General features: G+C 59.3%; 25 protein-coding genes. 15 read left to right on the top strand and 10 right to left on the bottom strand.

Annotated features, from left to right (window positions below):
• A partial coding sequence (locus ACIOWA_RS18970; protein ID WP_401161327.1) for an ATP-binding cassette domain-containing protein occupies positions 1-426 on the top strand: 426 nt, incomplete at its 5' end.
• A gap of 92 nt (positions 427-518) precedes the next feature.
• Here the strand turns inward: ACIOWA_RS18970 and ACIOWA_RS18965 are convergent.
• Positions 519-1757: a DUF2599 domain-containing protein gene (locus ACIOWA_RS18965; protein WP_339430652.1), complete on the bottom strand. Its 1239-nt coding sequence runs from the start codon at positions 1755-1757 to the stop codon at positions 519-521.
• 34 nt (positions 1758-1791) lie between these two features.
• On the bottom strand, positions 1792-3495 hold the full coding sequence (locus tag ACIOWA_RS18960; RefSeq protein ID WP_401161325.1) for a DUF2599 domain-containing protein: 1704 nt from the start codon (positions 3493-3495) through the stop codon (positions 1792-1794).
• 225 nt (positions 3496-3720) lie between these two features.
• Between ACIOWA_RS18960 and ACIOWA_RS18955 the strand changes: the two genes are divergently transcribed.
• From ACIOWA_RS18955 to ACIOWA_RS18940, 4 genes are read left to right on the top strand one after another with little or no spacing between them, the layout of a single operon-like run.
• A complete protein-coding gene (locus ACIOWA_RS18955; protein ID WP_401161323.1) occupies positions 3721-4023 on the top strand; it encodes a DUF2282 domain-containing protein in 303 nt (100 codons plus the stop codon).
• 25 nt (positions 4024-4048) lie between these two features.
• Complete coding sequence (locus ACIOWA_RS18950; protein ID WP_401161321.1) at positions 4049-4936, top strand: DUF692 domain-containing protein; 888 nt, start codon at positions 4049-4051, stop codon at positions 4934-4936.
• The gene (locus ACIOWA_RS18945; protein WP_401161319.1) at positions 4933-5694 is read left to right on the top strand and encodes a DUF2063 domain-containing protein; all 762 of its coding nucleotides are present in this window, start codon (positions 4933-4935) and stop codon (positions 5692-5694) included. Before ACIOWA_RS18950 ends, ACIOWA_RS18945 begins: the two co-directional genes overlap by 4 nt.
• Entirely contained in the window at positions 5691-6164 is a 474-nt protein-coding gene (locus ACIOWA_RS18940; protein WP_401161317.1) for a DoxX family protein, read from the top strand. The genes ACIOWA_RS18945 and ACIOWA_RS18940 overlap by 4 nt, the downstream gene beginning before the upstream one ends.
• Here ACIOWA_RS18940 and ACIOWA_RS18935 read toward each other — a convergent pair.
• Entirely contained in the window at positions 6155-7069 is a 915-nt protein-coding gene (locus ACIOWA_RS18935; protein WP_339464422.1) for a LysR family transcriptional regulator, read from the bottom strand. The genes ACIOWA_RS18940 and ACIOWA_RS18935 overlap by 10 nt on opposite strands.
• Positions 7070-7173: 104 nt before the next feature.
• On the opposite strand from ACIOWA_RS18935, the gene ACIOWA_RS18930 reads away from it, so the two are divergent.
• The 3 genes from ACIOWA_RS18930 to ACIOWA_RS18920 all read left to right on the top strand — a co-directional run bounded on the left by ACIOWA_RS18930 (position 7174) and on the right by ACIOWA_RS18920 (position 10197).
• The gene (locus ACIOWA_RS18930) at positions 7174-7773 is read left to right on the top strand and encodes a short chain dehydrogenase (protein ID WP_401161314.1); all 600 of its coding nucleotides are present in this window, start codon (positions 7174-7176) and stop codon (positions 7771-7773) included.
• Between the two features lie 59 nt (positions 7774-7832).
• Entirely contained in the window at positions 7833-8486 is a 654-nt protein-coding gene (locus ACIOWA_RS18925) for a hypothetical protein (protein WP_339493696.1), read from the top strand.
• A gap of 97 nt (positions 8487-8583) precedes the next feature.
• Positions 8584-10197, top strand: a complete 1614-nt coding sequence (locus ACIOWA_RS18920) for an NAD(P)/FAD-dependent oxidoreductase (protein WP_339430643.1) — start codon at positions 8584-8586, stop codon at positions 10195-10197.
• Between the two features lie 119 nt (positions 10198-10316).
• Here the strand turns inward: ACIOWA_RS18920 and ACIOWA_RS18915 are convergent, their stop codons facing one another.
• Positions 10317-11411 (bottom strand): PLP-dependent cysteine synthase family protein, encoded by a 1095-nt coding sequence (locus ACIOWA_RS18915; protein WP_339430642.1) that lies wholly within the window; start codon positions 11409-11411, stop codon positions 10317-10319.
• A 252-nt stretch (positions 11412-11663) separates the two neighbouring features.
• On the opposite strand from ACIOWA_RS18915, the gene nhaA reads away from it, so the two are divergent.
• From nhaA to ACIOWA_RS18890, 5 genes are all read left to right on the top strand, one after another.
• Positions 11664-12866 (top strand): Na+/H+ antiporter NhaA, encoded by a 1203-nt coding sequence (gene nhaA / locus ACIOWA_RS18910; protein WP_339430641.1) that lies wholly within the window; start codon positions 11664-11666, stop codon positions 12864-12866.
• Positions 12867-12971: 105 nt separating this feature from the next.
• On the top strand, positions 12972-13241 hold the full coding sequence (locus ACIOWA_RS18905) for a hypothetical protein (RefSeq protein WP_401161311.1): 270 nt from the start codon (positions 12972-12974) through the stop codon (positions 13239-13241).
• Between the two features lie 77 nt (positions 13242-13318).
• A complete protein-coding gene (locus tag ACIOWA_RS18900; protein ID WP_401161309.1) occupies positions 13319-13945 on the top strand; it encodes a zeta toxin family protein in 627 nt (208 codons plus the stop codon).
• A gap of 146 nt (positions 13946-14091) precedes the next feature.
• Positions 14092-15285 (top strand): S-type pyocin domain-containing protein, encoded by a 1194-nt coding sequence (locus tag ACIOWA_RS18895; RefSeq protein ID WP_401161307.1) that lies wholly within the window; start codon positions 14092-14094, stop codon positions 15283-15285.
• 10 nt (positions 15286-15295) lie between these two features.
• Positions 15296-15547 (top strand): pyocin S6 family toxin immunity protein, encoded by a 252-nt coding sequence (locus ACIOWA_RS18890; protein WP_401161305.1) that lies wholly within the window; start codon positions 15296-15298, stop codon positions 15545-15547.
• A gap of 78 nt (positions 15548-15625) precedes the next feature.
• Here the strand turns inward: ACIOWA_RS18890 and ACIOWA_RS18885 are convergent, their stop codons facing one another.
• Positions 15626-16090, bottom strand: coding sequence for a glycine zipper 2TM domain-containing protein (locus ACIOWA_RS18885; protein WP_024776354.1), 465 nt, complete (start codon positions 16088-16090; stop codon positions 15626-15628).
• Positions 16091-16256: 166 nt separating this feature from the next.
• On the opposite strand from ACIOWA_RS18885, the gene ACIOWA_RS18880 reads away from it, so the two are divergent.
• Positions 16257-16493 (top strand): hypothetical protein, encoded by a 237-nt coding sequence (locus ACIOWA_RS18880; protein WP_339430636.1) that lies wholly within the window; start codon positions 16257-16259, stop codon positions 16491-16493.
• Between the two features lie 5 nt (positions 16494-16498).
• Here the strand turns inward: ACIOWA_RS18880 and pdxH are convergent, their stop codons facing one another.
• The 5 genes from pdxH to dinG form a co-directional block, all read right to left on the bottom strand.
• Complete coding sequence (gene pdxH, locus ACIOWA_RS18875; protein ID WP_339430635.1) at positions 16499-17146, bottom strand: pyridoxamine 5'-phosphate oxidase; 648 nt, start codon at positions 17144-17146, stop codon at positions 16499-16501.
• Between the two features lie 24 nt (positions 17147-17170).
• Positions 17171-18256 (bottom strand): OmpA family protein, encoded by a 1086-nt coding sequence (locus ACIOWA_RS18870; RefSeq protein WP_401161302.1) that lies wholly within the window; start codon positions 18254-18256, stop codon positions 17171-17173.
• 113 nt (positions 18257-18369) lie between these two features.
• Entirely contained in the window at positions 18370-19515 is a 1146-nt protein-coding gene (locus ACIOWA_RS18865; RefSeq protein WP_221731441.1) for a serine hydrolase domain-containing protein, read from the bottom strand.
• Positions 19516-19717: 202 nt separating this feature from the next.
• Positions 19718-22195, bottom strand: a complete 2478-nt coding sequence (locus ACIOWA_RS18860) for a beta-agarase (RefSeq protein ID WP_339430633.1) — start codon at positions 22193-22195, stop codon at positions 19718-19720.
• A 95-nt stretch (positions 22196-22290) separates the two neighbouring features.
• A complete protein-coding gene (dinG, locus tag ACIOWA_RS18855; protein ID WP_339464417.1) occupies positions 22291-24435 on the bottom strand; it encodes an ATP-dependent DNA helicase DinG in 2145 nt (714 codons plus the stop codon).
• Positions 24436-24535: 100 nt separating this feature from the next.
• Between dinG and ACIOWA_RS18850 the strand changes: the two genes are divergently transcribed.
• Positions 24536-25000, top strand: a complete 465-nt coding sequence (locus ACIOWA_RS18850; protein ID WP_339464416.1) for a CopD family protein — start codon at positions 24536-24538, stop codon at positions 24998-25000.
• Positions 25001-25073: the final 73 nt, after the last annotated feature.

The raw sequence follows: 25073 nt of genomic DNA, 5'->3' as shown, positions 1-25073 counted from the left end.
GGCATCGAACTCGAAGGCACCGATGATCTGCCGTTCACCGATGCGCAATATCAGGAACAGATGGACAAGGTTCTCGGCCTTTTCCCACGCCTGAAAGAACGCTTCAACCAGCGTGGCGGCACCATGTCCGGCGGCGAACAGCAAATGCTCGCCATCGGCCGTGCGCTGATGAGCAAGCCCAAACTGCTGCTGCTCGACGAGCCGTCGCTGGGCCTGGCACCGATCATCATCCAGCAGATTTTCGACATCATCGAAATGCTGCGCAAGGACGGTGTGACGGTGTTCCTGGTCGAGCAGAATGCCAACCAGGCTTTGAAAATCGCTGATCGTGCGTACGTTCTGGAGAACGGCCGCGTAGTGATGCAAGGCACCGGTGAAGCGCTGCTGACCGACCCGAAAGTACGCGAGGCGTATCTGGGCGGTTGAGGCTTTTCGCTAAACAGGAAAACGGCCTTCGGGCCGTTTTTTTGTGCGCGCTACAAACCTTCAACCCACCGCCCTCACAAAATCAAAAGCCGTTAATAAGGGTTGCAGTGTTGGGCCACGGCAGTGGCCTGATCGACGTAAGGACGCGCCGGCTCAAGGTTCCACTCGGGTTTGTTGCGCACAGGCTTGCCCTCATAGGTTGCCGCGAGGTGGCAAACCATCTGCCGCCGCAACGACCCGCCGTTGACGCTGTACTGCCGCCATTGCTGATCGTCTTTGTGTTTGTTGTACAACTCGGCAAACATCCGGTCAGTCTGATCATCCTTGATCGCTCGACCGCACGCGGTCGGCACGACTTGCAGTGACCAGGTGTTCGGTCCCAGTTTCGGGTCGGGACGTTGCACCCAAGTGCTCGACTCGATGTATTTTTCGCAGAACTTCGGCGCCGCTGGCGTGGCGGCCTGGATGCACGAGAAGCTGGCCTTGCCGACCGGGGTTCTCGGGAAATCGATCTTGATGATGTTGCGATCCTTGCCGGTCTTGGCCTTGTAGTCGCGCTGGTTGGCCATGGCATCGTTCAAGCCGCGTTGGTCACTGTAGAAAAACGCCAGAATCGGCAATTCGTCAGTTTTCGGGTTGCCCAGGCGCAACTCCGTCTGCGTCTGAAACTCACGGCTGTTGATGACTTTGCGTGCGCCCATGAAGTTGCGAAAGGCGTCGACCCGCTCCTTGCTGCTCATGGGATTGCGCATATTGAAACCGCACTGCAACTGGTCCTGCTGACGGTTGTTGTTGTACTGGGTAAAGTGCGCCACCCAGGCATTCGGCGTCGCAATCGGCGGCTTCATGGCCTGGCAGACCGCCTCGGTCGGGGCGGTGTTTTTGTTGTCGCCACAGCCACGGTCGTTGCGAAAATCAGTCCAGGCGTCGTTGGGAAACGCGCAATAGACATGCACCGGCGTTTCAGGGTCGCGTACCAGATCCCTCGGCGTAATCAGGTAGCCGTTCTGCGTGCTCATGCCGGGGTCTTCATAACTGATGCCGTCGGCACGCATATAAGAGGCGGCGAATGTGCCCAGTTCCAGCGCTTTCGGGCTGGGATTCCACACATCCCACTTCTGCCCCTTGGCCGGATCGGCACGGTGCGTGCCGCGCACCAACAATCCCGAACAGTCCGAGGCGGGATCCTGACCGCAGCTGTCGACGGTTTTGTTGTACAACGTTTCGACCTTTTTCAGGGTCTCGTCGCATGACTCGGCATTGGCCCATGTCGCCTGCACCAGCAGCGGTAACAAGAGCAATGGCGCGATTGTGTTCAAACGTTTTTGCATGGCTTGCATCTCCTTGATTAGCCAACACACACCTTCAACGCGGGACAGGATTACAACCCGCTGCCCGGGTTTCGCTGTCCGATAACGCCGGCCGGAACGGCTCGAGATTCCACGGCGTCTTGTTGCGGTAATTGACCAGCACGCAGTTCAATTGCTGACGCATGCTGCCGACGGACGTTTCGTTATCGCGCCAGCGACTGTCCGAGCCCCTGAGGGCGAACAACTGGTCGTACAAAGCGCCGACCTGCTCGTTGGGCAGTGCGCGCCCCACCGCCGTCGGCACGATGCTCAGGCTCCACTCATCCTGACGGGTGCCAGGGTCGTAGCGTTTGATCCAGTCGGCAGAAGCGATGTATTGCGCCGCCGTGGGCGCCAGCGGATTGCAGCCGGCTTTCGCTGAGTCCTGCGGGCTCACATTGGGACGGAACGGTTCAAGGTTCCATTGGGTTTTGGCCGGATAGTTCTGGATCAGGCAACTGAGTTGACCACGCATGCTGCCCGCCGATTTTTCGTAATCGCGCCACTGGCTGTCGGCGCCACGCAGCGCAAACAGCTCCTTGTACAAAGCCTCTTGATCACTGGACTGAATCGCCTGGCCTTGAGCGGTGGGCGTGACCTTGAGCGACCACTCGTTTTTCTTGCTGCCGGGGTCGTAACGCTCGATCCACGTCGCTGCGGCGATGTACTTGGGCGCAGGAACACCCGCCACCACCATTTCGTCGATCGCCTGATCCGCCGCCACGTAGCTGAAGCGCTCCGCTGCCGGCTTAGTGAAGTCCAGTCGCAGGATCGGCACGCTGTAGCCTTGGGTCTGAAGTTTCTTTTGAAAATTGCGCGCACTGTTCAGGCCATTCTCGGGTTTCGGCGGCGCCTGATCACCGCGAGTGGCGAAGTTTTGCGTGCTGTTGACGTTGTAGATGAAGGCATCGATGTACTTCATGTTTTCGCTGCCGTCGCGGGTCGCCGTGGCATTTTTCAACATGAACTCGTTGACCTGGCCACTGAAGGAAAAAGGATCCTTGTTGGTGGTACTGGGCCGGGATTCGTGCACCCGGATCATCGCGTGCCAGTCGCTGGTTTTCTCCGCGTTCCAGGAACACTGGCCGTACTGGATCGGCCCTTTCATCAGCCCGGTGTATTTCTGTGTCCATTGCTCGGCAGTGGTGACGCCCGCTTCTGCACAGGTACCGTAGGCCAACGCGGCATTGCGGTTGTTCATCACGCCTTGCGCGGCACGCGGTGGTTCGCGGCTGTCGAAGAAACCGCAGCCGTACCATTTGCGCTCAGGCCCGGTACCGCCATCGAAGGCGTAGATGCAGGTGAAACCCTGCTCCTTGACCGGCAAGTTCAAAGCCGCAGCATCGGTTGGCGTGCGCAGGACCAACCCGGCGGGGTGAATGAGGATTCGCGTGCTCAGGTCCTTGCGGATCCACGAGTAGGACGTCGCGCCGATCTTGATCGCGTAAGGGCTGTAATCCCAAGGGTTGAACGGCCCGTCATTGACCATGCGCAAGGTCACGCCACTGCAATAATAGAGACCGCGTGCGGCGCCGGTATCGGGTTCCTGGCAGGCATCCTTGAGGGTGTTGTAGTTGTGGTTGATGCGCCTGAGCGTGTCCAGCGGATCGGAGACGGTTTGGGCTGCGACCGTCGAGAACATCAAGGGCAACGTGCAGGCCAAAGCCAGGGATGCAGTCCTGCGCCATAGCACAACTGAAGGCGAGCGATCCTTTGTCATGAGATACCGTCCTGGTAAATAGGCCCGCCTCGATGGGCCTCTAAAATCACTATAGAACACATCTTGATACGCGCCCCCTGCAGGGGCTACCGCTGCGACAACGCTTGCAGGGGTCTTTGAAAAAAGATTTGCGGTGGGCTGTAACGCATTGCCATGAGCTTTCTCTAGAGGGGTAAGCAAGCGCAAAAACGCTTGTAAAAACCTGAACAAGACTGGAGAAACATCATGACTGCTACCACTCGCACCCTGTCCGCCACTGCCCTGGTTCTGGCCCTCGGTTCTGCCCTGAGCATCGCCGCCGTTTCCACCGCCCACGCTGCCGATGACATGGAAAAATGCTTCGGCGTAGCCATGAAAGGTCAAAACGATTGTGCCGCAGGTGCAGGCACCACTTGCGCCGGCACATCCAAAATGGACTACCAGGCCAATGCTTGGAAACTCGTTCCGAAAGGCACCTGCACCACCACCGAAAGCAAAACCTCGCCGACCGGATTCGGTCAGATGGAAGCCTTCAAAGCCAAGTCCTGATAACCGGTCTGCCTGAGTGACAATCATGTTCACATCCCCCGAGCCTGCCCTCCCCTGCACTCAGGCAGCCCACACCGGGCTCCCTGCCCGTGCCGGGCTGGGGCTCAAGACCGGGCACTTTCGTGAAGTGCTCGGTTCCTTGCCGGACATCGGTTTCTTCGAAGTCCACGCCGAAAACTACATGGTGGCCGGCGGCCCGTTTCATCATTTTCTCGGTTTGATTCGCCAGCAGTATCCGCTGTCACTGCATGGTGTCGGGTTGTCCATTGGCGCCGAAGGCGCACTGGACGACCAACATCTGCAACGACTGGCCGTGCTGATCGAGCGTTATCAACCCCAATCCTTTTCCGAACATCTGGCCTGGTCGAGCCACGGCCCGGTGTTCCTCAATGACCTGTTGCCGCTGGCGTATGACATGCCGACGCTGAACCGCGTCTGCGACCATATCGATCAGGTACAGAACACCCTCAAACGCCCCATGTTGCTGGAGAATCCGGCGACCTATCTGGCGTTTCAGCGCTCAAGCATCGACGAACCCGACTTCATCGCTGAAGTCATCCGCCGTAGCGGCTGCGGTCTGTTGCTGGACGTCAACAACATCCATGTGTCGTGTGTGAACCATCAGCGTGATCCGCTGACCTATCTCGATGCCCTGCCGCTGCAGGCGGTTGGCGAGATTCATCTGGCCGGTTTCGCCGAAGATAGCGACAGCCTCGGCGACCGTTTGCTGATCGATGATCACGGCGCACCGATTGATCAAGCCGTCTGGGGTTTGTACCGGCAAGTGCTGGAGCGTATCGGCCCAGTGGCTACGTTGATCGAACGTGACAATCAGGTGCCGGCGTTCGATGTTTTGCTGGCCGAGGCGCAGCAGGCCGATGACCTTTTGACGCACGTCGGGAGTCAGCCATGAGCACTCAAGCGGCGTTCAGCGCTGCGCTACTTGACCCACAGTTACCTTGCCCCGAGGGCCTGTGCAGCGCCAACGGCGCCGATCCGGCGAGTCGTTTTTCGGTGTATCGCAACAATGTGCAAAGTTCATTGATCAACGCACTGGCTGACAGCTACCCGGTGGTTGCGCTATTGGTCGGTGAGGCGTTTTTCCGTGCCATGGCGGCCATTTTCATACAGCGCCAGCCGCCTGACAGTCCGCTGATGAGCCGCTACGGCGCAGGTCTGGCGGACTTCATCGCCACGTTTGAACCGGCCTCCAGCGTGCCGTATCTGGCCGACGTCGCACGGCTTGAACGCTTGCGCACCCTCGCCTATCACGCCGCCGACGCAGCCCCGGTGCAACATGAGCAGATCAGCGCAGCCCTCGCCAGCCCGCAAGGTCTGGGCGAGCTGTGTTTCCAACTGCATCCGTCAGTGCACCTGCTCGATTCAGCCTATGCCGTGGTCGCGATCTGGGCTGCGCATCAACACGACGGGACGCTCGAAGGCATCCACATCAGCCAGGGACAACACGCCTTGGTGCTGCGCAACGGTCTCGACGTTGAAGTCTTTGTCCTTGAACACGGCGCCAGGGCGTTTATCGGCAATCTGATCGACGGCCATCCCCTACTGGCAGCCGTGGAAAACAGCCCTGCGTTCGACCTCAGCCAAACTCTGGCGCTGCTGATCGCCCACAACGCCATCAGCCATTTGCACAACAACAAGGAGTGCCCATGAACAACCTCATCACTGCCGCCATCACGCTGCTGGAAAAAATCCCGCACAGCCTGATTGCCTTCATTGCTCGCTTTTCGATTGCCGCGGTGTTCTGGAAATCAGGGCAGACCAAGGTCCAGGGGCTGGCCATCGACTTGATCGATGGCACCTTTGAACCTGGCTGGCCACGGTTGGCCGACTCGACGATCCCCTTGTTCAAGAGCGAATACCACGTACCGCTGCTGTCGCCGGAAATCGCCGCGCACATGGCCGCGTTCGCCGAGCACTTCTTTCCAATCCTGATTCTGATCGGCTTCGCCACACGGTTTTCGGCGCTGGCGCTGCTGGGCATGACCCTGACCATTCAGCTCTTTGTGTACCCGGATGCCTACCCGACTCACGGTACCTGGGCGGCGGTGTTGCTGTATCTGATGGCGACCGGGCCGGGGAAAATCTCGATTGATCACCTGATTGCCAAGCGCTATCGCTGAAGCCGATCCAGCGCCTCGCCGCTGCGTTTGAACCAGTCGATCAGATAATCGGCGAGCACTTGTGTGCGCTTTGGCAGCCCCCCCTGATACGGATGCACCAGGTACATCGGCATACGGCGGGTCTGATAGTCGCGCAGAAGCCAGCGCAATCGCCCGTCAGCCAATTCCGTTTGCAGCAGGTACGAAGGCAACCGGGCGATCCCCGCCCCCGTGAGCGCGGCTTTCTTGAGCAAGTTGTAATGATTGCTGGCGAACGGCCCCGACACCCGTACCCGCAGCAACTCGTGATGCTGATGATAGAGCCACTCCTCGCGACCGCTGTAGTGGCTGTTGAGCAAACACCGATGTTCAGCGAGTGCCAACGGCGTCGTCGGTTCGCCGAAACGTTCGAGGTAGGCGGGGCTGGCACAGGTCATTTCCTGCCAGGCCAGCAACGGCTTGGCCACCAGTCGTTCGTCATTGGTCACGTCGCTACGGATTGCCAGATCGAAACCGTCCCGGGACAAATCGCGATAGCTGTTGTTTAGCTCAAGCTCAATCTGCACTTCGGGATATTTGTGCGAGAACTCCAACACAAGCCCCTCAAAGAAGGTTTCTCCCAGCGACACCGGAACGGTCATGCGCACCGGGCCGGCCATGTCATCCTTCAAGCGCGCCAATGCCTGACGCGCTCTTTCGACCTGGATGACTAACGCTTGGGCTTGCGGCAACAACGCCGCACCCGCCGCCGTCAGGCTCAAACGCCGAGTCGTGCGTTGCAGCAGCACCACGCAAAACTGCGCTTCCAGCTGACTGATGCGCTTGGACAACTGCCCCTTGCTGCAGCCCAGTTGCTGCGCTGCGAGAGTAAAACTACCGGCCTCGATCAACACGGCAAACGCGGCCAGATCATCCATTTCGCTCATGGATTGTTTCCATTTGAAAACCAAAGGTTGCCCATTAGCACGCTTATCCGCAGAAAAAACCACTCTAGACTGAAACCTCATTCAATTACTTGAGGCACAGTTCGATGAAAATTCTGTTGATAGGCGCGGGCGGCACCATCGGCTCAGCCGTAGACAACGAACTCTCGCAGCGCCACGAAGTCATTCGTATCGGTCGCAACAGCGGTGATTTGCAAGTGGATATCAGCGACAGCGCGTCGATCCGCAACCTGTTCGAACAGACCGGAAAGTTCGATGCGCTGGTCTGTGCTACGGGCAATGTGACCTTTGCCCCGTTGGATGAGATGACCGAAGACAGCTTCGCGCTTGGCCTCAAGGACAAACTGATGGGCCAGGTCAACCTGTTACTGATCGGCCGTGAATTTGCCAATGACGGCGCTTCGTTTACCTTCACCACCGGCGTGCTCAGCCACGATCCGATCCGCAGTGGCGCCTCGGCCGCACTGGTCAACGGCGCACTGGACAGCTTCGTGCGCGCGGCGGCTATCGAATTGCCACGCGGTCTGCGCGTGAACTCGATCAGCCCGACCGTGTTACTCGAAGCCATGGGCAGCTACGCCCCGTATTTCCGAGGCTACAAACCGGTTCCTGCGGCGGATGTGGCGTTGGCCTACGCAAAAAGTGTCGAAGGCCTGCAAACCGGTCAGACGTTTCGCGTGGGCTAAACCCTTGTGATCAACGGTCAGCCTGCGTAACGTGGCCGCACTTGTCTGGAGAGCCGAAGATGCGTGTTGCCCGTTCGTTAGTCCTTGTTGCCCTGCTGCCGTTGTTCGCCGCCTGCCAGTTGCTTGATGGCCCGCGACAAAGTGCCTCCCATGTCGGCCAGACGCGGATGCAGGGGCAACTGACTGCTGCCGACGGCAAACTGGTGTTCCAGCCGTGCCAGGATCAGCGCCGGTTCGTGGTCAACGACATTGGCGGCACCAGCATCCTGCAAGAGGCAGCGACCCTCGCCGACGAGCAAGGCAAACTGTTCGCCGACGTACGCGGGAAAACTGTCGGCGAGCGCCTCGACCTGACTCAACTCTATCGCGTCGAGCGTTCCGGCACGGCTTGTGATGATCCCAATTTCAAATTGCTGATCCTGCGCGCCGCCGGCCACGGCCCGGAATGGAACGCCAAGGTCAGCGGTCGAGGCATGGTCATCGAACGCGAAGGTCAACCACCGCTCGCCGTGCCTTATGTTGAGGAGCAATTGGGCGACGGCCGCTTCAATCTCAGCAGCGAAGCCAACAATCAACGCATCGAATTGTGGGTTGCGCCACAACGCTGTGTCGACAGCCATACCGGCAGCGTGCAACACATGAGTGCCGAGTTGCGTATCGATGGCAAAGTGCAGCGAGGCTGCGGGTATTTCGGCGGATCGCGCAACGACTGAGCGTTTTTGCCTCACCGGATCCGGCCTTTGCGGCTTATAATCGCGGCCTTCAAACGCCCTGGCGCAGTTGTGCGCCCCGCGAACCCGGATCCTCGCCATGTTACGAATCACTGAACTCAAGCTGCCAATCGATCATCCCGAAGAAGACCTGCGCGTCGCCATCGTGCAACGCCTGGGCATCGCCAGCGATGACTTGCTCGATTTCACCTTGTTCAAGCGCAGCTACGATGCGCGCAAAAAGTCCTCCGAACTGTGCTTCATCTACACCATCGACCTCAACGTACGCGACGAGGCCAAGGTGCTGGGCAAGTTCGCCGATGACCGTAACGTCAACGTGGCGCCGGATGTCAGCTACAAGTTCGTCGGACAGGCGCCGAGCGATCTGAGTCAACGCCCGATCGTGGTCGGCTTCGGCCCGTGCGGCATATTCGCCGGCTTGCTGCTGGCGCAAATGGGCTTCAAGCCGATCATCCTCGAGCGCGGCACCGAAGTGCGCCAGCGCACCAAGGACACCTGGGGCCTGTGGCGTAAAAGCGTGCTCAACCCCGAATCCAACGTGCAGTTCGGCGAAGGCGGCGCGGGCACGTTCTCCGACGGCAAACTGTACAGCCAGATCAAGGATCCGAAGTTCCTTGGCCGCAAAGTGCTGCACGAGTTCGTCAAGGCCGGCGCACCGGAAGAAATCCTCTACGTCAGCAAACCGCACATCGGTACGTTCCGCCTGACCGGTATGGTCGAGACCATGCGTGAAGAGATCCGCGCCCTGGGTGGTGAAGTGCGCTTCCAGGAGCGCGTCACCGATGTCCTGATCGAAGACGGCCAAGTGGTCGGCGTCGAGTTGGGCAGCGGCGAAACCTTGCATTCCAGGCACGTGGTTCTGGCTCTGGGCCACAGCGCCCGTGACACCTTCCGCATGCTCCACGGGCGCGGCGTATTCATGGAAGCCAAGCCGTTCTCGGTGGGTTTCCGTATCGAACACCCGCAATCGCTGATCGACCGTGCGCGACTGGGCAAATACGCCGGCCATCCAAAACTCGGCGCCGCCGATTACAAACTGGTGCACCACGCCAAGAACGGTCGTTCGGTCTACAGCTTCTGCATGTGCCCGGGCGGCACCGTGGTAGCGGCAACTTCCGAGCCGAACCGGGTGGTCACCAACGGCATGAGCCAATACTCGCGTAACGAGCGCAACGCCAACTCCGGCATCGTCGTCGGCATCACCCCGGAAGTCGATTATCCGGGCGGACCGCTGGCCGGGATCGAGTTGCAGGAACGCCTGGAGTCCCACGCGTTCATTCTCGGCGGCAGCGACTACAAGGCCCCGGCGCAATTGGTGGGTGACTTCATCAATGGCACACCTTCGACCGAACTGGGTGAAGTTGAACCGTCCTATAAACCGGGCGTAGCGCTCGGCGATCTGGCGCTGGCTTTGCCGGACTTCGCCATTGAAGCCATTCGTGAAGCGTTGCCGGCGTTCGAGAAACAGATTCGCGGTTATTCGCTGCACGATGCGGTACTGACCGGGATTGAAACCCGTACATCGTCGCCGTTGCGCATTACCCGCAACGAGTCGTTGCAGAGTATGAACGTCAAAGGCCTGTTCCCGGCCGGTGAAGGCGCGGGTTACGCGGGCGGGATTCTGTCGGCGGGTGTGGATGGCATTCGCATCGCCGAAGCTGTGGCGCGCGACATTCTCGGCCTGCAAGCTTGATCACTTAAACCTGTGGGAGCGGGCTTGCTCGCGAAGGCGGTGTGTCAGTCGACGACAATGATGACTGACCCGACGCTTTCGCGAGCAAGCCCGCTCCCACATTGGTTGCTGCGTTTTATTCAGATATTGGCGCGCAACACTGAAGCTGGCAGCGCCTCACCGCGCTCGGCTGTCGCCGCCACCGCTGCAATCAACCCCTCCAACTCATAACCCTGCGCCTTGAGCCAGTCCTGATCGTAATAGGTGTCGGCATAGCGCTCGCCGCCGTCGCACAGAATCGCCACGATCGACCCCGACTCACCCGCTGCTTTCATCTGCTGCGCCGCCATCAGCGCACCGATCAGGTTGGTGCCGCTTGACCCACCGACATGCCGGCCCAGACGTTGCGCCATATAATGCATGGCCGCCAGCGACAAGGCGTCCGGCACTTTGACCATCGCATCGATCACCTTGGGCAAGAACGACGCTTCCACCCGAGGCCGGCCAATGCCTTCAATCCGCGAACCACAATCCAGACGCAGACTCGCATCGCCGCTCTTGTAGTAATCGAAGAATACCGAGCGTTCGGCGTCGGCGCACAACACGCGGGTGCAGTGCTGGCGATAGCGCACGTAGCGGCCAAGGGTTGCTGTGGTGCCGCCAGTGCCGGGGCTGGAAATCAGCCAACTCGGTTCGGGGTGCCGCTCGTAGCGCATTTGCTGAAAAATCGACTCGGCGATGTTGTTGTTCGCTCGCCAGTCGGTGGCGCGCTCGGCATAGGTGAACTGATCGATGAAGTGGCCACCGTGCTCACGGGCCAAACGTTCGGATTCAGCGTAAATCTGCGTCGGATCGTTCACCAGGTGGCTCTGGCCGCCATAGAAAGCGATCTGGGCAATCTTTTCCTTGGAGGTGGTCGCCGGCATCACCGCGATAAACGGCAAGCCCAGCATCCGTGCGAAATACGCCTCGGAAATCGCCGTCGACCCACTGGATGCCTCGATCACCGGGGCGCCGGGCTTGAGCCAGCCATTACACAACGCGTAGAGAAACAGCGAACGCGCCAGCCGATGCTTGAGGCTGCCGGTGGGATGGCTGGATTCATCCTTGAAGTACAACTCAATGCCCGCAAACCCCGGCAGCGGCAAGGGAATCAGGTGGGTGTCGGCGCTGCGCTGGAAGTCCGCTTCAATGATTCGGATGGCTTCGCGGGCCCACTGTCGGTTGTCGCTCATGGTGAGGGTTCTCGTTGAATCTGGCAGGAAATCAGCCTCGTCAAAAGGCTCAGTCGTCAGCTTAGGAAAAAACCTGCATCACGCACAGGTACAGCTGAGTTTCAATATGTCGAGTAACTGCTAGGCTCAGCAGGGCCAACGGCAAACCACTCTGTAACGACATATAACAAAAAAAGAATATGAGTTTTGTTTTAACAACCAACAGTCCGGGTTAGGGTGTTCCACCTTTTGACTATTCGATGGAGAGCGACCTTGCCTCTGCGTAGCACTTTCACGCGTTTCTTTCAGTTGGAAGCTGCCAGCGGTCTGTTATTGATCGCCGCGGCCATTCTGGCTCTGATTATCAACAACTCGCCACTGTCGTGGCTGTATACCGGGCTGCTCGATACTCCGGTGGTGGCGCAGATCGGTGCGTTGAAAATCGCCAAACCCATGCTGCTGTGGATCAACGACGGTCTGATGGCAATGTTCTTCCTGCTGATCGGTCTGGAAGTGAAGCGCGAAGTGCTTGACGGCCAGTTGTCGAAACCCTCGCAGATTGTCCTGCCCGGTGCCGCGGCGATCGGCGGCATGGTCGTGCCAGCGCTGATCTACTGGTTCCTTAACCGTGACAACCCGCCGGCCCTCGACGGTTGGGCGATTCCAACCGCCACCGATATCGCCTTCGCCCTCGGCGTGCTGGCTCTGCTCGGCAAGCGTGTGCCGGTGTCGCTGAAACTGTTCCTGATGACCCTGGCAATCATCGATGACCTCGGTGCCATCGTGATCATTGCGATCTTCTACTCCGGCGAACTCTCGACCCTGTCACTGGGTCTGGCGGCAGCGTGCATCGCAGCATTGGTGGCGATGAACCGCCTGGGGGTGGTCAAGCTCGGGCCGTACATGATCATCGGCCTGATCCTCTGGGTTTGCGTACTCAAGAGCGGCGTCCACGCAACGCTGGCCGGTGTGACGTTGGCCTTCTGCATTCCGCTACGGACAAAAAACGCCGAGCCTTCGCCGCTGTTGACCCTCGAACACGCGCTGCACCCGTGGGTGGCCTACGGCATCCTGCCGCTGTTCGCCTTCGCCAACGCCGGCCTTTCGCTGAGTGGCGTGACCGTCGAAAGCTTCACCCACCACGTCCCGATGGGTATCGCTGTGGGCCTGCTGCTGGGCAAGACCGTTGGCGTGTTTGGCCTGACCTGGCTGGCAGTCAAGATCGGCATCGCCACCCTGCCCCAAGGTGCGAATTGGGGTCAGGTGCTGGGGGTGGCGATTCTCTGCGGCATCGGCTTCACCATGAGCCTGTTCGTTGGCTCGCTGGCCTTTGAGCCAGGTCTCAGCGATTACGCCGGGATGGACCGGATGGGCATTTTGACCGGCTCGATTCTGGCGGCATTGATCGGGTATGCGGTGACGGCGGCGGCGAGCCGCCAAAGCACCCTACAATCTGAGAAACCAGCTGCGTCATGAGTATCAGCACGCTTCGCGCAAGGCTTAGCAATGAGCCGCGCAAGTGTGCTATGTCTTTCGTTAACCTCAGCCGCCTCTCGAGCACGGTATTTCTCGGAGCCATCCATGTCACGTAAAGCAGAAAAACGCCCAATGACGGATGATCAGATTGCCGTGCAGGAATCCCGGATTCCAGATATCGCCCTGAAGGCATTCAATAACGCCTATAGGATGGCACTTGCCAACAGCGCAGCCGTTCTTGTTGCTAAAGCTGGCCAACTGTTCGAGGTGACGGAGAAGACCTCCGTTGCTTTGCGCTCGATCGGCACTTATGGAAACCTGAAAAACGGTACTCGCCTGCACATCAATAAATCTTCAAAACAGGTTACTTCTTGAGCACACCAAGAATACGGATATTTGCGGGACCTAATGGATAGGGAAAAAGCACCTTCAATCGACTTGTTCCTGCCCATTTGCTTGGAAACTACATCAATCCTGATGATATCGAACGGGCGATTAACGATACGGGATACGTTGACTTCACCTCATATCGAATCGAATCTCATAAAGCAGGGATTTTTGAATTTTTCCGTGAACATGCGCTTTCAAAGAAATCCCCACGTTCATTGGCAAAGCTGGACTCACTTGCGATTGAAGGTGAAAGACTCAGCTTCGCAAATACTGAAATCGACTCCTACGTCGCTTCAGCCCTTTCCGATTTCATACGCCGGTCGCTGATCAAAGAACGCATCAGCTTTACGTTTGAAACGGTCATGTCCTCCTCAGACAAAGTTAACCTGCTCGCCGAGGCTCATGACTCTGGCTACAGAGTCTACGTTTATTACGTCGCTACAGCTGATCCTGAAATCAATATAGCCAGGGTTGCCTACCGCGTATCGCAAGGTGGACATAGCGTTCCTCCTGAAAAAATAAAGGCCCGTTACTGGAGATCTCTGGAGCTTTTGTCTGAAACTATCCTTACATCCAACAGAGCCTACATTTTCGATAACTCGGATGAAGGCAGCGAAGGGCTGACACAAATAGCAGAAATCACTGATGGAGAACTGATTGAAATCAAGTCAGCTATCCAGCCCCCCTGATTCAAAGAGTTCGTACTCGATAAATTATTGTAGTCGAACAATCCTACGCTTTTAGAGACGCGTCCTACAGCCACAAAATGCCTGCTTCGTTAACGTCGCCCAGCCCCTCCCCAGGGACGGTCGATGGATGAACGAAAGGACGATCAGTGGCTCGCAACAAGGACATTCCCCGGGTTCCCAACCCACCACAAGGCGACGGGCATTACGTCACCTACCGCTATATGGCGGCCAGTGAACTGGCTGCGCGCGATGCCAGACAAAACGCTTACGACGCCATGCTGGCGCGCCAGGAGGCCTTCGAGCGCAGTCGTGAAATCGCTGCGACAAAGCCTGACCCCCTGCGCGCCGGATGCGTCTTTGCCAAATCTTGCAAGTTGCCAGACGCAATCATTGATTACTCCAATCCTTCGGGGATGGTGCCGACCGATAGTTTGAAAGACTACGGCGAACTGATCCTGCTCGGTGCCCGCGAAGCCGATATCAACGGTGCCGTCGCGTTGAAGAACATCAGTGCGACGGCCATCCCGACAGGATTTGGCAACTTCGCTCTGGCCGGATCTGCATTCGAAGCATTGCCTGCCGTTGCCGCCAGCACTGCTGCCGCCACGTTGGTTGGACTGGTCGCGCTGTTCATGCCCTCAAGCCTGGGCGACAGCGCCCTCTACACCGATGATCAACTGCGCGCCCTGAAACAGGCCCGCACCCGCGTTCGTTTGCGGGTAGAGCAACAGGCCGACGGCAGCCTCAAGGGTTACGGCTTCTACACCGGCAAGAACCGTGATTGGGAAATGGTGGATGTCGTGCAGTTCACTGCGCGTGGCAGTCAGTTCATTGCTGACTTGGGTGAAGGCGTCGAACTGATCTGGACACCGGTCGTGGATGGTGCGGACATTCTTGGCATTCCTGCACTGGAGGCCGCTCCGCAGGCGCCGCACATCTGGGTTTATCCGCCAACGAAAGCAGCAGACGGGATTCTGGTGAATCCGGTTTATCCGCCGGAGTATCGGGATTTCATTCTGGTGTTTCCGGCGGATTCTGGAATTCGGCCTGTGTACATCGTTCTAAGCAGGGCGCGCGACCATGCTTACTACGACCCCCCTAAGACGCTACCCGCCTTCCCTGATGCAGTTAGAGTAAAGTCGAAATCATCGGTGAAAGGTGGCGGGAAGCGGCGAGCACGCTGGGTAGACCGCAAAGGTCGAATTTATGAATGGGATTACAAAAGTAACGCGGTCGAAAAATACGACAAATTGGGAACTACTCATTTGGGCGAGTTCAATCACCTGACGGGTGAGCAAACCGGGCCTGCAGTGCCGGACAGAAGAACCTCTAGAAACTAAGGATTGAGACATGCGCTACCTTTCTATAACCGGCTTTTACCCCGATGACGCTCAAGACGACTCTCTGCAATTCGAGTTAGATATCACCGGTAGCGAGATGAATGAAAAAGTCGCACAGCTCATTGAGTCCAAACCCCTAAGTGAACTGGAACCCGGGGAGTTGTTATTGAGCACAGATCAGGTATCTGCGCTGGAAACTCTTCTCAAAGTTAGCCTTCCGAACGGTTTGGAGTTCTTTTTGGGCACATGTGCCGATTACTGACTTACCCGGGTTGTAAGCAAAAAACAAAAACCCCGACCAGTCACCTGATCGGGGTTTTCTTTTACCGCTCGCTCGCGCTTAGTGCGAAACGCGGCTGGTCCCGCCAACGGTGGAGATGCGCACGCGCTCGCCAACACGGAACACTTCATTCTCCTGAACCTGCTGCACATAGGCACGCATGCTGCCGTCATCCTCACGCACGGTGATTTCCACACCTTGGGTACGCGTCAGGCCTTCCTCGGTCGCCGAACCGATCAGACCACCCGCCACCGCGCCGATGACCGCTGCGACGATGCTGCCGCGACCGCCACCAATGGCGCTGCCGCCGACACCGCCAACCACTGCGCCTGCTGCGCCGCCGATCGGGGTCTTGGTGCCTTCGATTTTCACCGGTCGCAGGGACTCGATGGTGCCCATGCGAATCGTCTGCACGCGACGTGCTTCGTCACGGGAGTAGGAGTCACCGGTCAGGCTCGATTGGCAGCCGGTAAGCAACATCGCCATCGTGGAAAAGGAAGCAACCAGCAGAACAGACTTACGCATAGCATCAACTCCAAAGGACAGGTAATCATTAAACTCCGCAGCTTGACGCCTGTCACGGCGCAACCCGGATAAAATTGCTTTCATTCAGGCCCGGTACAGGCGCCCTGCGAACTCACCAACATTAGCGCCAAATTCCATTTCTTGCGCCGCCGACCCAAGGATTTTCATGGATTACTTGATCATTGTCGTCACTAGCGTTGCCGGTCTGTACTTCCATTGGTGGCTTTACGTGCGGATCAAACGCTGGATGGATCGCGATCTGGCATTGTCGCTGGCCGGCAAGGATGAAGGCAAACGCGCCTTCATGCTCGAAAAATTGAAACAGGCACAGACGCAGAAGATCAAGCGTCGGGATCTGCCGCAATGGCTTGAGGCCGCTGCGGCAGGCTATCCCGCTCGGTAGACTGCTTAAGGTGCCAGACGTTCAACAATCCAGTCGGCGCCCTGCAAGCGGTAGTTGAGGCGATCGTGCAGACGGCTCGGACGGCCCTGCCAGAATTCGATGCGCTCGGGCAGCAGGCGGTAACCGCCCCAATGTTCCGGGCAGTCAGGCTGAGTGTCACTGAAGCGCTGCTCGGTAGCCTTGAGTAAATCCTCCAGCTCGCCACGCCCGTTGATCACCCGGCTCTGCGGCGACGCCCAGGCACCGAGACGGCTGCCCAGCGGGCGCACCTGATAATACGCATCGGATTCCTCAGGAGTGACCTTCACCACCCGCCCTTCGATACGCACCTGGCGCTCAAGGGACGGCCAGAAGAAGGTCATGGCGGCAAACGGATTGGCCGCCAGATGCTGGCCCTTGGCACTGTCGTAGTTGGTGAAGAAGGTGAAACCCTGCTCATCCAAGCCCTTGAGCAGCAGAATGCGGCAATGCGGACGCCCGTGCGCATCAACCGTGGCCAGGGTCATGGCGTTGGCTTCCACCGGCGCCTGCTCGGTTTTCACCGCGTCAGCGAACCACTGGTGAAACAGCGCAAACGGCTCCCGCGGGGCTTGAGCCTCGGTCAAACCATCCCGAGTGTAATCACGACGCATATCTGCCAGAGCCTGGGTCATGGCGCATTCCTTTTCGTTAGCGAATCACTTTTTGGTGGTATCGGTCGCTGCGACTTTCTTGTCTGTTGCAGCGGCTTTGGCTGGAGCGGCTTTCTTGGCTGGAGCCTTGGCCGGTGCTTTCTTCGCCGGCGCCTTGGCAGCAGCTTTCCTGACCGGCGCTTTTTTAGTCGCCGGTGCGGCAGCTTTCTTCGCCGCGGGTGCCGGGGCCACCGGTTTGGCCGCTGGCTTGACGTCCTGCTTAGCGACCAGGGTCACTGGCCTCGGCGCCGGCATGTTGTACTTGCTCAACAGCGCAACCATGGTGTTCTGCGGAGTGACCAGCAGTTCCACACGACGGTTCAGGGCACGCCCCTCTGCACTGTCATTGGCCGCACGCGGCGCTTCGGAACCCATACCGCGCAGCATCAGGCGATCACGTTGCAAGCCACTGAGACGGAAAATCGCCGCAATGGCCTGGGCACGTTCCTGACTCAATTTGACGTTGGCGGGCGCGGCGCCACTGGAGTCGCTGTGCCCCAGAACCAGCACGGCGGTTTTCGGATCGGCTTCGAGGATTTTCGCAACGCGGGTGAACGGGCCTAGGGTGACCGGCAGCAGCATGGCGGGACGATCCGGGTTGAACGAGCCTTCGACCGGCGCCGTTACGACCAGCACGTTGTCGCGACGCTCGAGTTGCAGATTGCTGTCCTTGACCGCTTCGCGCAGGCGCGGCTCATAATCGTCGAGCCAGGCCTGAGTGATTTTCGGGTCAGGCATCGGCACGATTTTGGCCGTGTTCTGATCCTTGCCGCCGAACGGCCACCACCATTTACCGCCCGCCTCAGCGTCAGCCTTGGCCACGGCGGCCGGTTTGGCTTCGTTTTTTGCTTCAGTTTTGGTAGCCGAATCATCGGAACCGAACGGCCAGTACCAAGGGTTGCTACTCTCGGCTTTGGCAACCGGGGCAGTGGCGGGAGGCTTCAACGGGGCCGGGGCCGGCTCTTTGGCCGCCACCTTGTCGGAAGATCCGAACGGCCACCAACTGCTGCCGTCCGCATCGTTTTTCGGGGTCTGTGCGCAACCGGTGATCGCAACACACAAGGCCAGGGCGAGCGTCTTTTTAGATGACATTGAAAATCCACAAAATGAAGTAATGAAAAATCAGAGCACTATCGCCCGGATAAACAGTCGCTTTGAATCGAAAATCGTGTCGAGGTTCCAGCCCTGGAACCTCCTTTGATGCTTTATAGACAAGTGGCAAGCACCCGCGCGAGCTTCTGCGCGCGCGGATCCATCAAGACGTATGGCCCAAGGGTATTTGTCACAAAACCGAACGCGACATCATGCTCAGGGTCAGCAAAACCGATGGAGCCGCCCGCCCCCGGATGACCGAACGCCCTTGGGCCGAGGCCGTAGGTGGCATTGGGCACGTCCGGTTGATCGAGCATGCAGCCGAGGCCGAAACGGGTCCGGGTCAGCAGGGTCTTGTCTTCGCCGAGACTGTGCTCACGGGTCAGCTCTTCGAGCATGTCGCTTTCGAGCAGGCTGCCGTCGAGCAGTCCGGCGTAGAAACCGGCGAGACTGCGCGCATTGCCGTGGCCGTTGGCCGCCGGTTGCTGCATGCGTCGCCATTGCGGCTTATTGGTGCTGGTGAGCACCGACGGCGGATTGGTGAAAGCGCGGGTGGTCATGGCGGTGGGTTCGCGCAGGGTCACTTGCAGCAGACGTTGCGCGGCCGCATCGCCGGCATTGCCCTTGCCCCGAGCGATGTGCGCCACGCGGTGGAATTCTTCATCGGCCAGGCCTACGTGGAAATCCAGGCCCAATGGCTTGGCGACACGGGCGACGATCGATTCGCCAGGGCCGCGACCATCAGCACGACGCAGCAATTCGCCGATCAGCCAGCCGTATGTGATCGCGGCGTACCCGTGACCGGTGCCCGGCGTCCACCACGGCGCTTCGGCCGCCAGGGCGTCGACCATGGTTTGCCAGTCGTAAAGGGCTTCGGGCGCCAACAGTTCGCGCAAGGCCGGCAGACCGGCCTGATGGCAGAGCAAGTGGCGCAGGGTGACGGATTCTTTGCCGGCGGCGGCGAACTGCGGCCAATAGCGGGCCACCGGAACATCGAGCTGCAACTTGCCTTCGGCGACCAGTTGCAGTGCCGTGACAGCGGTGAAGGTTTTGGTGCAGGAGAACAGGTTGGCGATGGTATCGCTGTGCCAGGCCTCAGCGCCGTCCTTATCGGCGGTACCGGACCAGAGATCGAGAACAGTTTCTCCGCCGACCTGAATGCACAACGCTGCGCCGCGTTCCTGGGGATCGTCGAACAGTGCGGCGAAAGCTTCGCGCACCGCTTCGAATTGAAGCTCGTAATGTCCCTGAATCTGCACCCGCAACTCCCCCGCGAAAACGCTCTACAAAGTGGCCCGCATTGTTCCAGCCCTTGAGGGATTTGGGAACAGCTATGGGCTGGACGGTTGATGCTGTGGTGCAACAATCGAGGCCTTCGCGAGCGAGCCCGCTCCCACAAAGTTTACGAACAACCTGTGGGAGCGGGTTTGCTCGCGAAGAGCGCTAACGCGCACGTAAAGACTAGTGACCGTTGCCGGAATGCCCACCCGCATGGCCTACGCCCCGCCCTGGCCCTTTGCCGGCTTCAGCCTTTCGCCCACCTTCAGCCTCATGACCCGCCGCGGCCGCGGCTTTCCCAGCCTCTTTGCCCAACTGATCAATCGCCTGCAAATTACTCTTGCGCACCGTCTCGACGAAATCCTGATAGGGCAGATCTGTCACGCCTACCAAGCCAAAGTGGCCGTTCTCGCCATCGAGCAAGCGCCCGGTCACCGGTTGATCCAGATACTGGAACCAGTGCACACCCACAATCGAAGGTTCGCTCAACGCCTGTTTGAGGAAGTTGGCGTACGCCGGACCGCGGTCTTCTTCCTTGGCCAATTGCGTCACACCGCCCCAGAACGGGCCGCGATCGGTGGAGCCAAAGTTGAATTCGGTGATCAGCACCGGTTTGTCCAGGGCGCCCAGGGCGGCGAAGTCATAACCGTCCTGCGGCTTGAGGGTGTACATGTTGAAGCTCAGCACGTCGCAAAACTGCGCGCAGGACGCCACGGCCTCTGGGGTGCTGATAGCGAAGCGGCCGCCGAGCAGCAACTGGTTCGGCGCGTGCCATTTCAGCGAGTCGGAAATGGTCTTGAAATAGGTGTCGGCGAACACTTTCTGGAAGTATTTGAAGTCGGCCTCGATTTCCGGGTGTTCCGCGCTCGGCAACGGCGGCTCGAAGCCCGGGTCTTCCATCAATTCCCACGCGGGCAGATCAATGCCCCACGCCTTCGATAGCCCGGCCTGATTGCGGTATTTGTCGCGCAACTGCTTGAGGAACGCACGTTTGGCCGGCACGTCAGTGGTCATTTTCAAGGTGCCGTAAGCCAGCGCATAGCGGGATTTCGGATCCTCGCCAGGGCCGGCCCACGCCAACTCGTTGTCGGCGTAGTAGCCGATCAGCCATGGATCGTCGCGGTGATCGCGGGCAGCGATGGCCACGGCGCGCTCGGTGGCCATGGCAAAGCGCGGATCGAACGGATCCGGCATACCGCCCCACCAGTCACTGCCAGTGCTGATGCTGGTGTAATCGCCGACGATAGACAGCGGCAAGGTGTAAGGCACGCGAGCGGCGTTGCCAAGCGACGGCGCGCTCCAGTTACCGACGGTGTTGAAACCCCAGGCTTGCAGGCGATCAAGGGTGTGGCTCACCCACTTCTGTTCATCGACCGAAGCGGTGCAAGGCACAGCAGCGGGCGGATTGGATGATGACGATTTGGCCGCTTCAGCAACGCCAGCCTTGGGCTGCTCAGACGTAGCGAGCGGTTCTGCAGCGTTTGCTGCGCTTTGCTCAGCCGCACCCGCCTTGGCCGCCTCGGCGACCCCAGCCTTGGTGGCGCTGGCCGGCTTGCACGGTTCGCCATACAGGCGCTGCAGGTTGGCACCGTAAAAATCGTACCAACGCCCGCTGGCATGACCTCGGCCCTGATCGGCGCCATTGCCACCACGGTGGTCGTCCTCGCCAAAATGCCCGGCCAACGGTTCGTCAGGTTTGGGCAAGGCTTCAAACATGTTCTCGCGACCGGCAACGTAAGTCTGGTTGACCTCCGGGCTGACGGTGTTGACGCCAAGGGAGTAGAACGGATGCCCCTCAGGCGTCACCAGATACCAGCGGCCGTCACGCTTTTCAGTGCGAAAGAAGCCGCTGGCCTTGAACGCCGGGCCTTTGTTCCAGCCGCCGAACGTGTCCAGCGATGATTTTTCGCGCTGGGCCAGCCAGGTTTTCAGCTGTTGCTGTTCTTTACCGGCGGCGGCTTTGAGCTGTTCATCATTACTGACCTTTTCCGGCCATTTGCTGCGGGTCGACTGCCCGTAAGCGTCGACCAGATTGCTATACACCGCTCGCATGACCGCATCGCCGTCCTCCACGCCGAAACGCTCGAGCAACAGGCTCTGGGCAACTTTTGGCTGATCCATCGACAAGCTCACCGACACCACTTGGCTGCGATCAATCTCGCCGCTGCTGCTGGCCAGCAATATTCGCTGACCCTCGACCAGCATCGGCATCGGCGGCCCGGCTTTCATGCCCTGGCTGAGCGGTGAAGTGGCGACCAGCGGCACCAACAGGGTTTGTGCAGGGCCGGCCGGCAAATCGACGCGGCTGGTCAGCGTCTGCCCGTTGTTGCTCTGGATCTGCACATAAACCGTCACGGCCCAGTTCATTGCACTCTGCAAACGCAGGGTCATCATGCCCGATTGTGACCAGTCCCAAGCGCCGGTTTGTGGCGTCAGACGCAAGGTCGGGCGGGCCACCGGGTTGAACGTCACACGACGCAGCACTTCACCTTCAGCCGTTTGTTCGGCATTGGCTTGCGGCAGGTCAGCGTTTTCGGTCGCGACTTTCACCACGTCAGCGGGACGGACAAAATTGAACAGGGTCTGTTGACCAGCAGGCGCCGCCAGCAACGGGGCAGCAAAGAGCAAGGCAAACACGGCAGGCAACGAACGGCGGATCATAAGAACGGAGTTCTCCCTAGCGACCAACAAAGGCCAATGGAAACGCGATGGCAGAGAGATAGACAACGCGGCGGGCAAAACGGCCCACCGATGTCTCAGGATATTTCACGACGGAAAGGCGGCAACGCATTGAGGATCGCCTTGCCGTAACGCTGGGTCACCAGTCGCCGATCCAGCAACGTGATGGTGCCGCGATCTTCTTCGGTGCGCAGCAGACGGCCGCAAGCCTGAACCAGCTTCAACGAAGCGTCGGGCACGGAGATTTCCATGAACGGATTGCCGCCCCGGGCCTCGATCCACTCGGACAATGCCGCTTCCACAGGATCGTCCGGCACCGAGAACGGGATCTTGGCGATCACGACGTGTTCGCAGTAAGCCCCGGGTAAATCGACACCTTCCGCAAAACTGGCCAGACCGAACAACACGCTGGAGTCACCGCCATCGACCCGTGCTTTGTGCTTGTTCAGGGTTTCCTGTTTCGACAGGTTGCCTTGAATGAACACTTGCTTGCGCCAGTCGCGGTCGAGGCCGTCGAACACGTCCTGCATCTGTTTGCGCGAGGAGAACAGCACCAGCGTACCGCGCGAACCTTCGACCAGGTCAGGCAAATCACGGATGATTGCGGCGGTATGGGCCGCGGCGTCGCGTGGGTCGGCTTTCAGATCCGGCACCCGCAGCACGCCAGCGTCGGCGTGATGGAACGGGCTCGGCACCACGGCGGTGATGGATTTTTTCGGCAGGCCCGCGCGCATGCGGAAGCGGTCGAAAGTGCCAAGCGCGGTCAGGGTTGCGGAGGTCACCAGGCAACCATACGCCACGTTCCACAGGCTGCGGCGCAAGGTTTCCGCCGCCAGGATCGGGCTGGCGTTGACCTCGATATCGAACAGCGAACCGCTTTCAGCCAGTGTCAGCCAACGCGCCATTGGCGGGCTGTCTTCCGGATCTTCGGCGGTGAACGCCGTCCACAGTTCCCAATTGCCCGAGGCACGGGACAACAGGCTGCCGAACAGCGGATACCACTCTTCGGCCTGATTGCTGGCGATGCCTATGTTGACCTCGCCATCCATGCCTTCCTTGAGCAGGTCGGTCAGGCGGGTGAACAGATCATTGAGACGCGAATAGCCCTTTTTCAGCTCGATGCCCATTTCGCGCATGTGCTCGGGAATCACCCCGCCGACGAAACGATGACGCGGGCGCTCACGGCCCTCGACATCTTCACCGGGTTTGAAATCGGCAATCTGCTCACAGGCGCTGAACATGAACTGCTGCTGGGCCTTGATCTCCCGCGCCAGCTCCGGCACCTGTTCGATCAACTTGCCGAGATCGCCCGGCAATGGATGCTGAGCCAGCAGTTTGGTGAGGTTCTTGGCGGTGGTTTCCAGCCAGTCGGCGGTAGAGCGCAGACGTGTGTAGTGAGCGAAATGGCCGATCGCCTTGTCGGGCAGATGATGGCCTTCGTCGAACACGTAAATGGTGTCGCGCGGATCAGGCAAAACAGCGCCGCCGCCCAATGCAAGGTCGGCCAGCACCATATCGTGGTTGGTGACAATCACATCGACCTTGCCCATGCCTTCGCGGGCCTTGTAAAAGGCGCACTGGCCGAAGTTCGGGCAATGCCGGTTGGTGCACTGGCTGTGATCGGTGGTCAGGCGCGCCCAATCGGCGTCTTCAAGGGCATTGGGCCAACTGTCGCGGTCGCCGTCCCATTTATTGCCGGCGAGTTTCTCGATCATGCTGGTGAACAGCTTCTGACTGGCCTCATCGACCTCGATCTTGAAGCCTTCTTCTTCGAAAAGCTGGGCAGTGGCCGTCTGTGCGTGGCCTTCCTGCAACAGCATGTCGAGCTTGGACAGGCACATGTAGCGGCCACGCCCCTTGGCCAGCGCGAAGCTGAAGGTCAGCCCGCTGTTGCGCATCAGGTCGGGCAAATCCTTGTAGACGATCTGCTCTTGCAGGGCCACGGTCGCCGTGGCGATCACCAGACGCTTGCCGGCCAGTTTGGCCGTAGGGATCGCTGCCAGGCTGTAGGCCACGGTTTTGCCGGTACCGGTGCCGGCTTCCACCGCAACAATCGCGGGGTCGCCACTGCGCCGGCCTTCGTCGTCGGTGTCGATATCCCCGAGAACCTTGGCGATTTCAGCGATCATCAGGCGCTGGCCGTAACGCGGCTTGAGGCTCTTGGCTTCAAGAAAACGCGAGTAGGCGCCCTGGATCGTGGTTTTGAGTTCAGTGCTGATCATGGATTGTCGGGCGCAAAAAAACGCTGGATAAATTTTCAGTGGTTTCAGATGGCGGCTATCATACCCCGCTAATTAATCCCGCGCAGAACGGAGTGCCCCAATGACACCTTTTAGCCTCGTTTATCCGCTGCATGTCCTGTCCGCTCTGGTGTGGGTCGGCGGTATGTTTTTCGCCTGGATGATCTTGCGTCCTGCGGCAGTGAAGGCTCTGGACGGGCCAAATCGGCTGACGCTGTGGGTGGAAGTGTTTCAAGGTTTTTTTCGCTGGGTCTGGGTTGCCGTGATCGTGTTGCCGGTCAGCGGCGTGGGCATGTTGCATCTTCAGCAGGTCGGGTTTGAGACCGCGCCGAAATATGTGCAGGTGATGATCGGGTTGTATGTGGTGATGACGGCGCTGTTCATCCGGATTCAGGGCTTGATGCTGCCAGAGTTGCGTAAAGCGGTTGAGGCCAAGGACTGGCCGGCAGGTGCGGCGGTGCTGGGGCGAATTCGCCGGGTGGTGGGGATTAATCTGCTGGTCGGGCTGGTGCTGGTGGCCGTTGCGGCGGCACGACCGATGTTTTGATCGGTACCCATCATTTGCGCTGGACACTGTTGTGGCGAGGCTGCTTGCCCCCTCGCCACAACACTGGCGTTGA

The organism is Pseudomonas sp. NPDC087614 (genome assembly GCF_044743485.1).
Classification (GTDB): Bacteria; Pseudomonadota; Gammaproteobacteria; order Pseudomonadales; family Pseudomonadaceae; genus Aquipseudomonas; species Aquipseudomonas baetica_A.
This window is presented reverse-complemented; position numbering and strand designations above follow the sequence as displayed.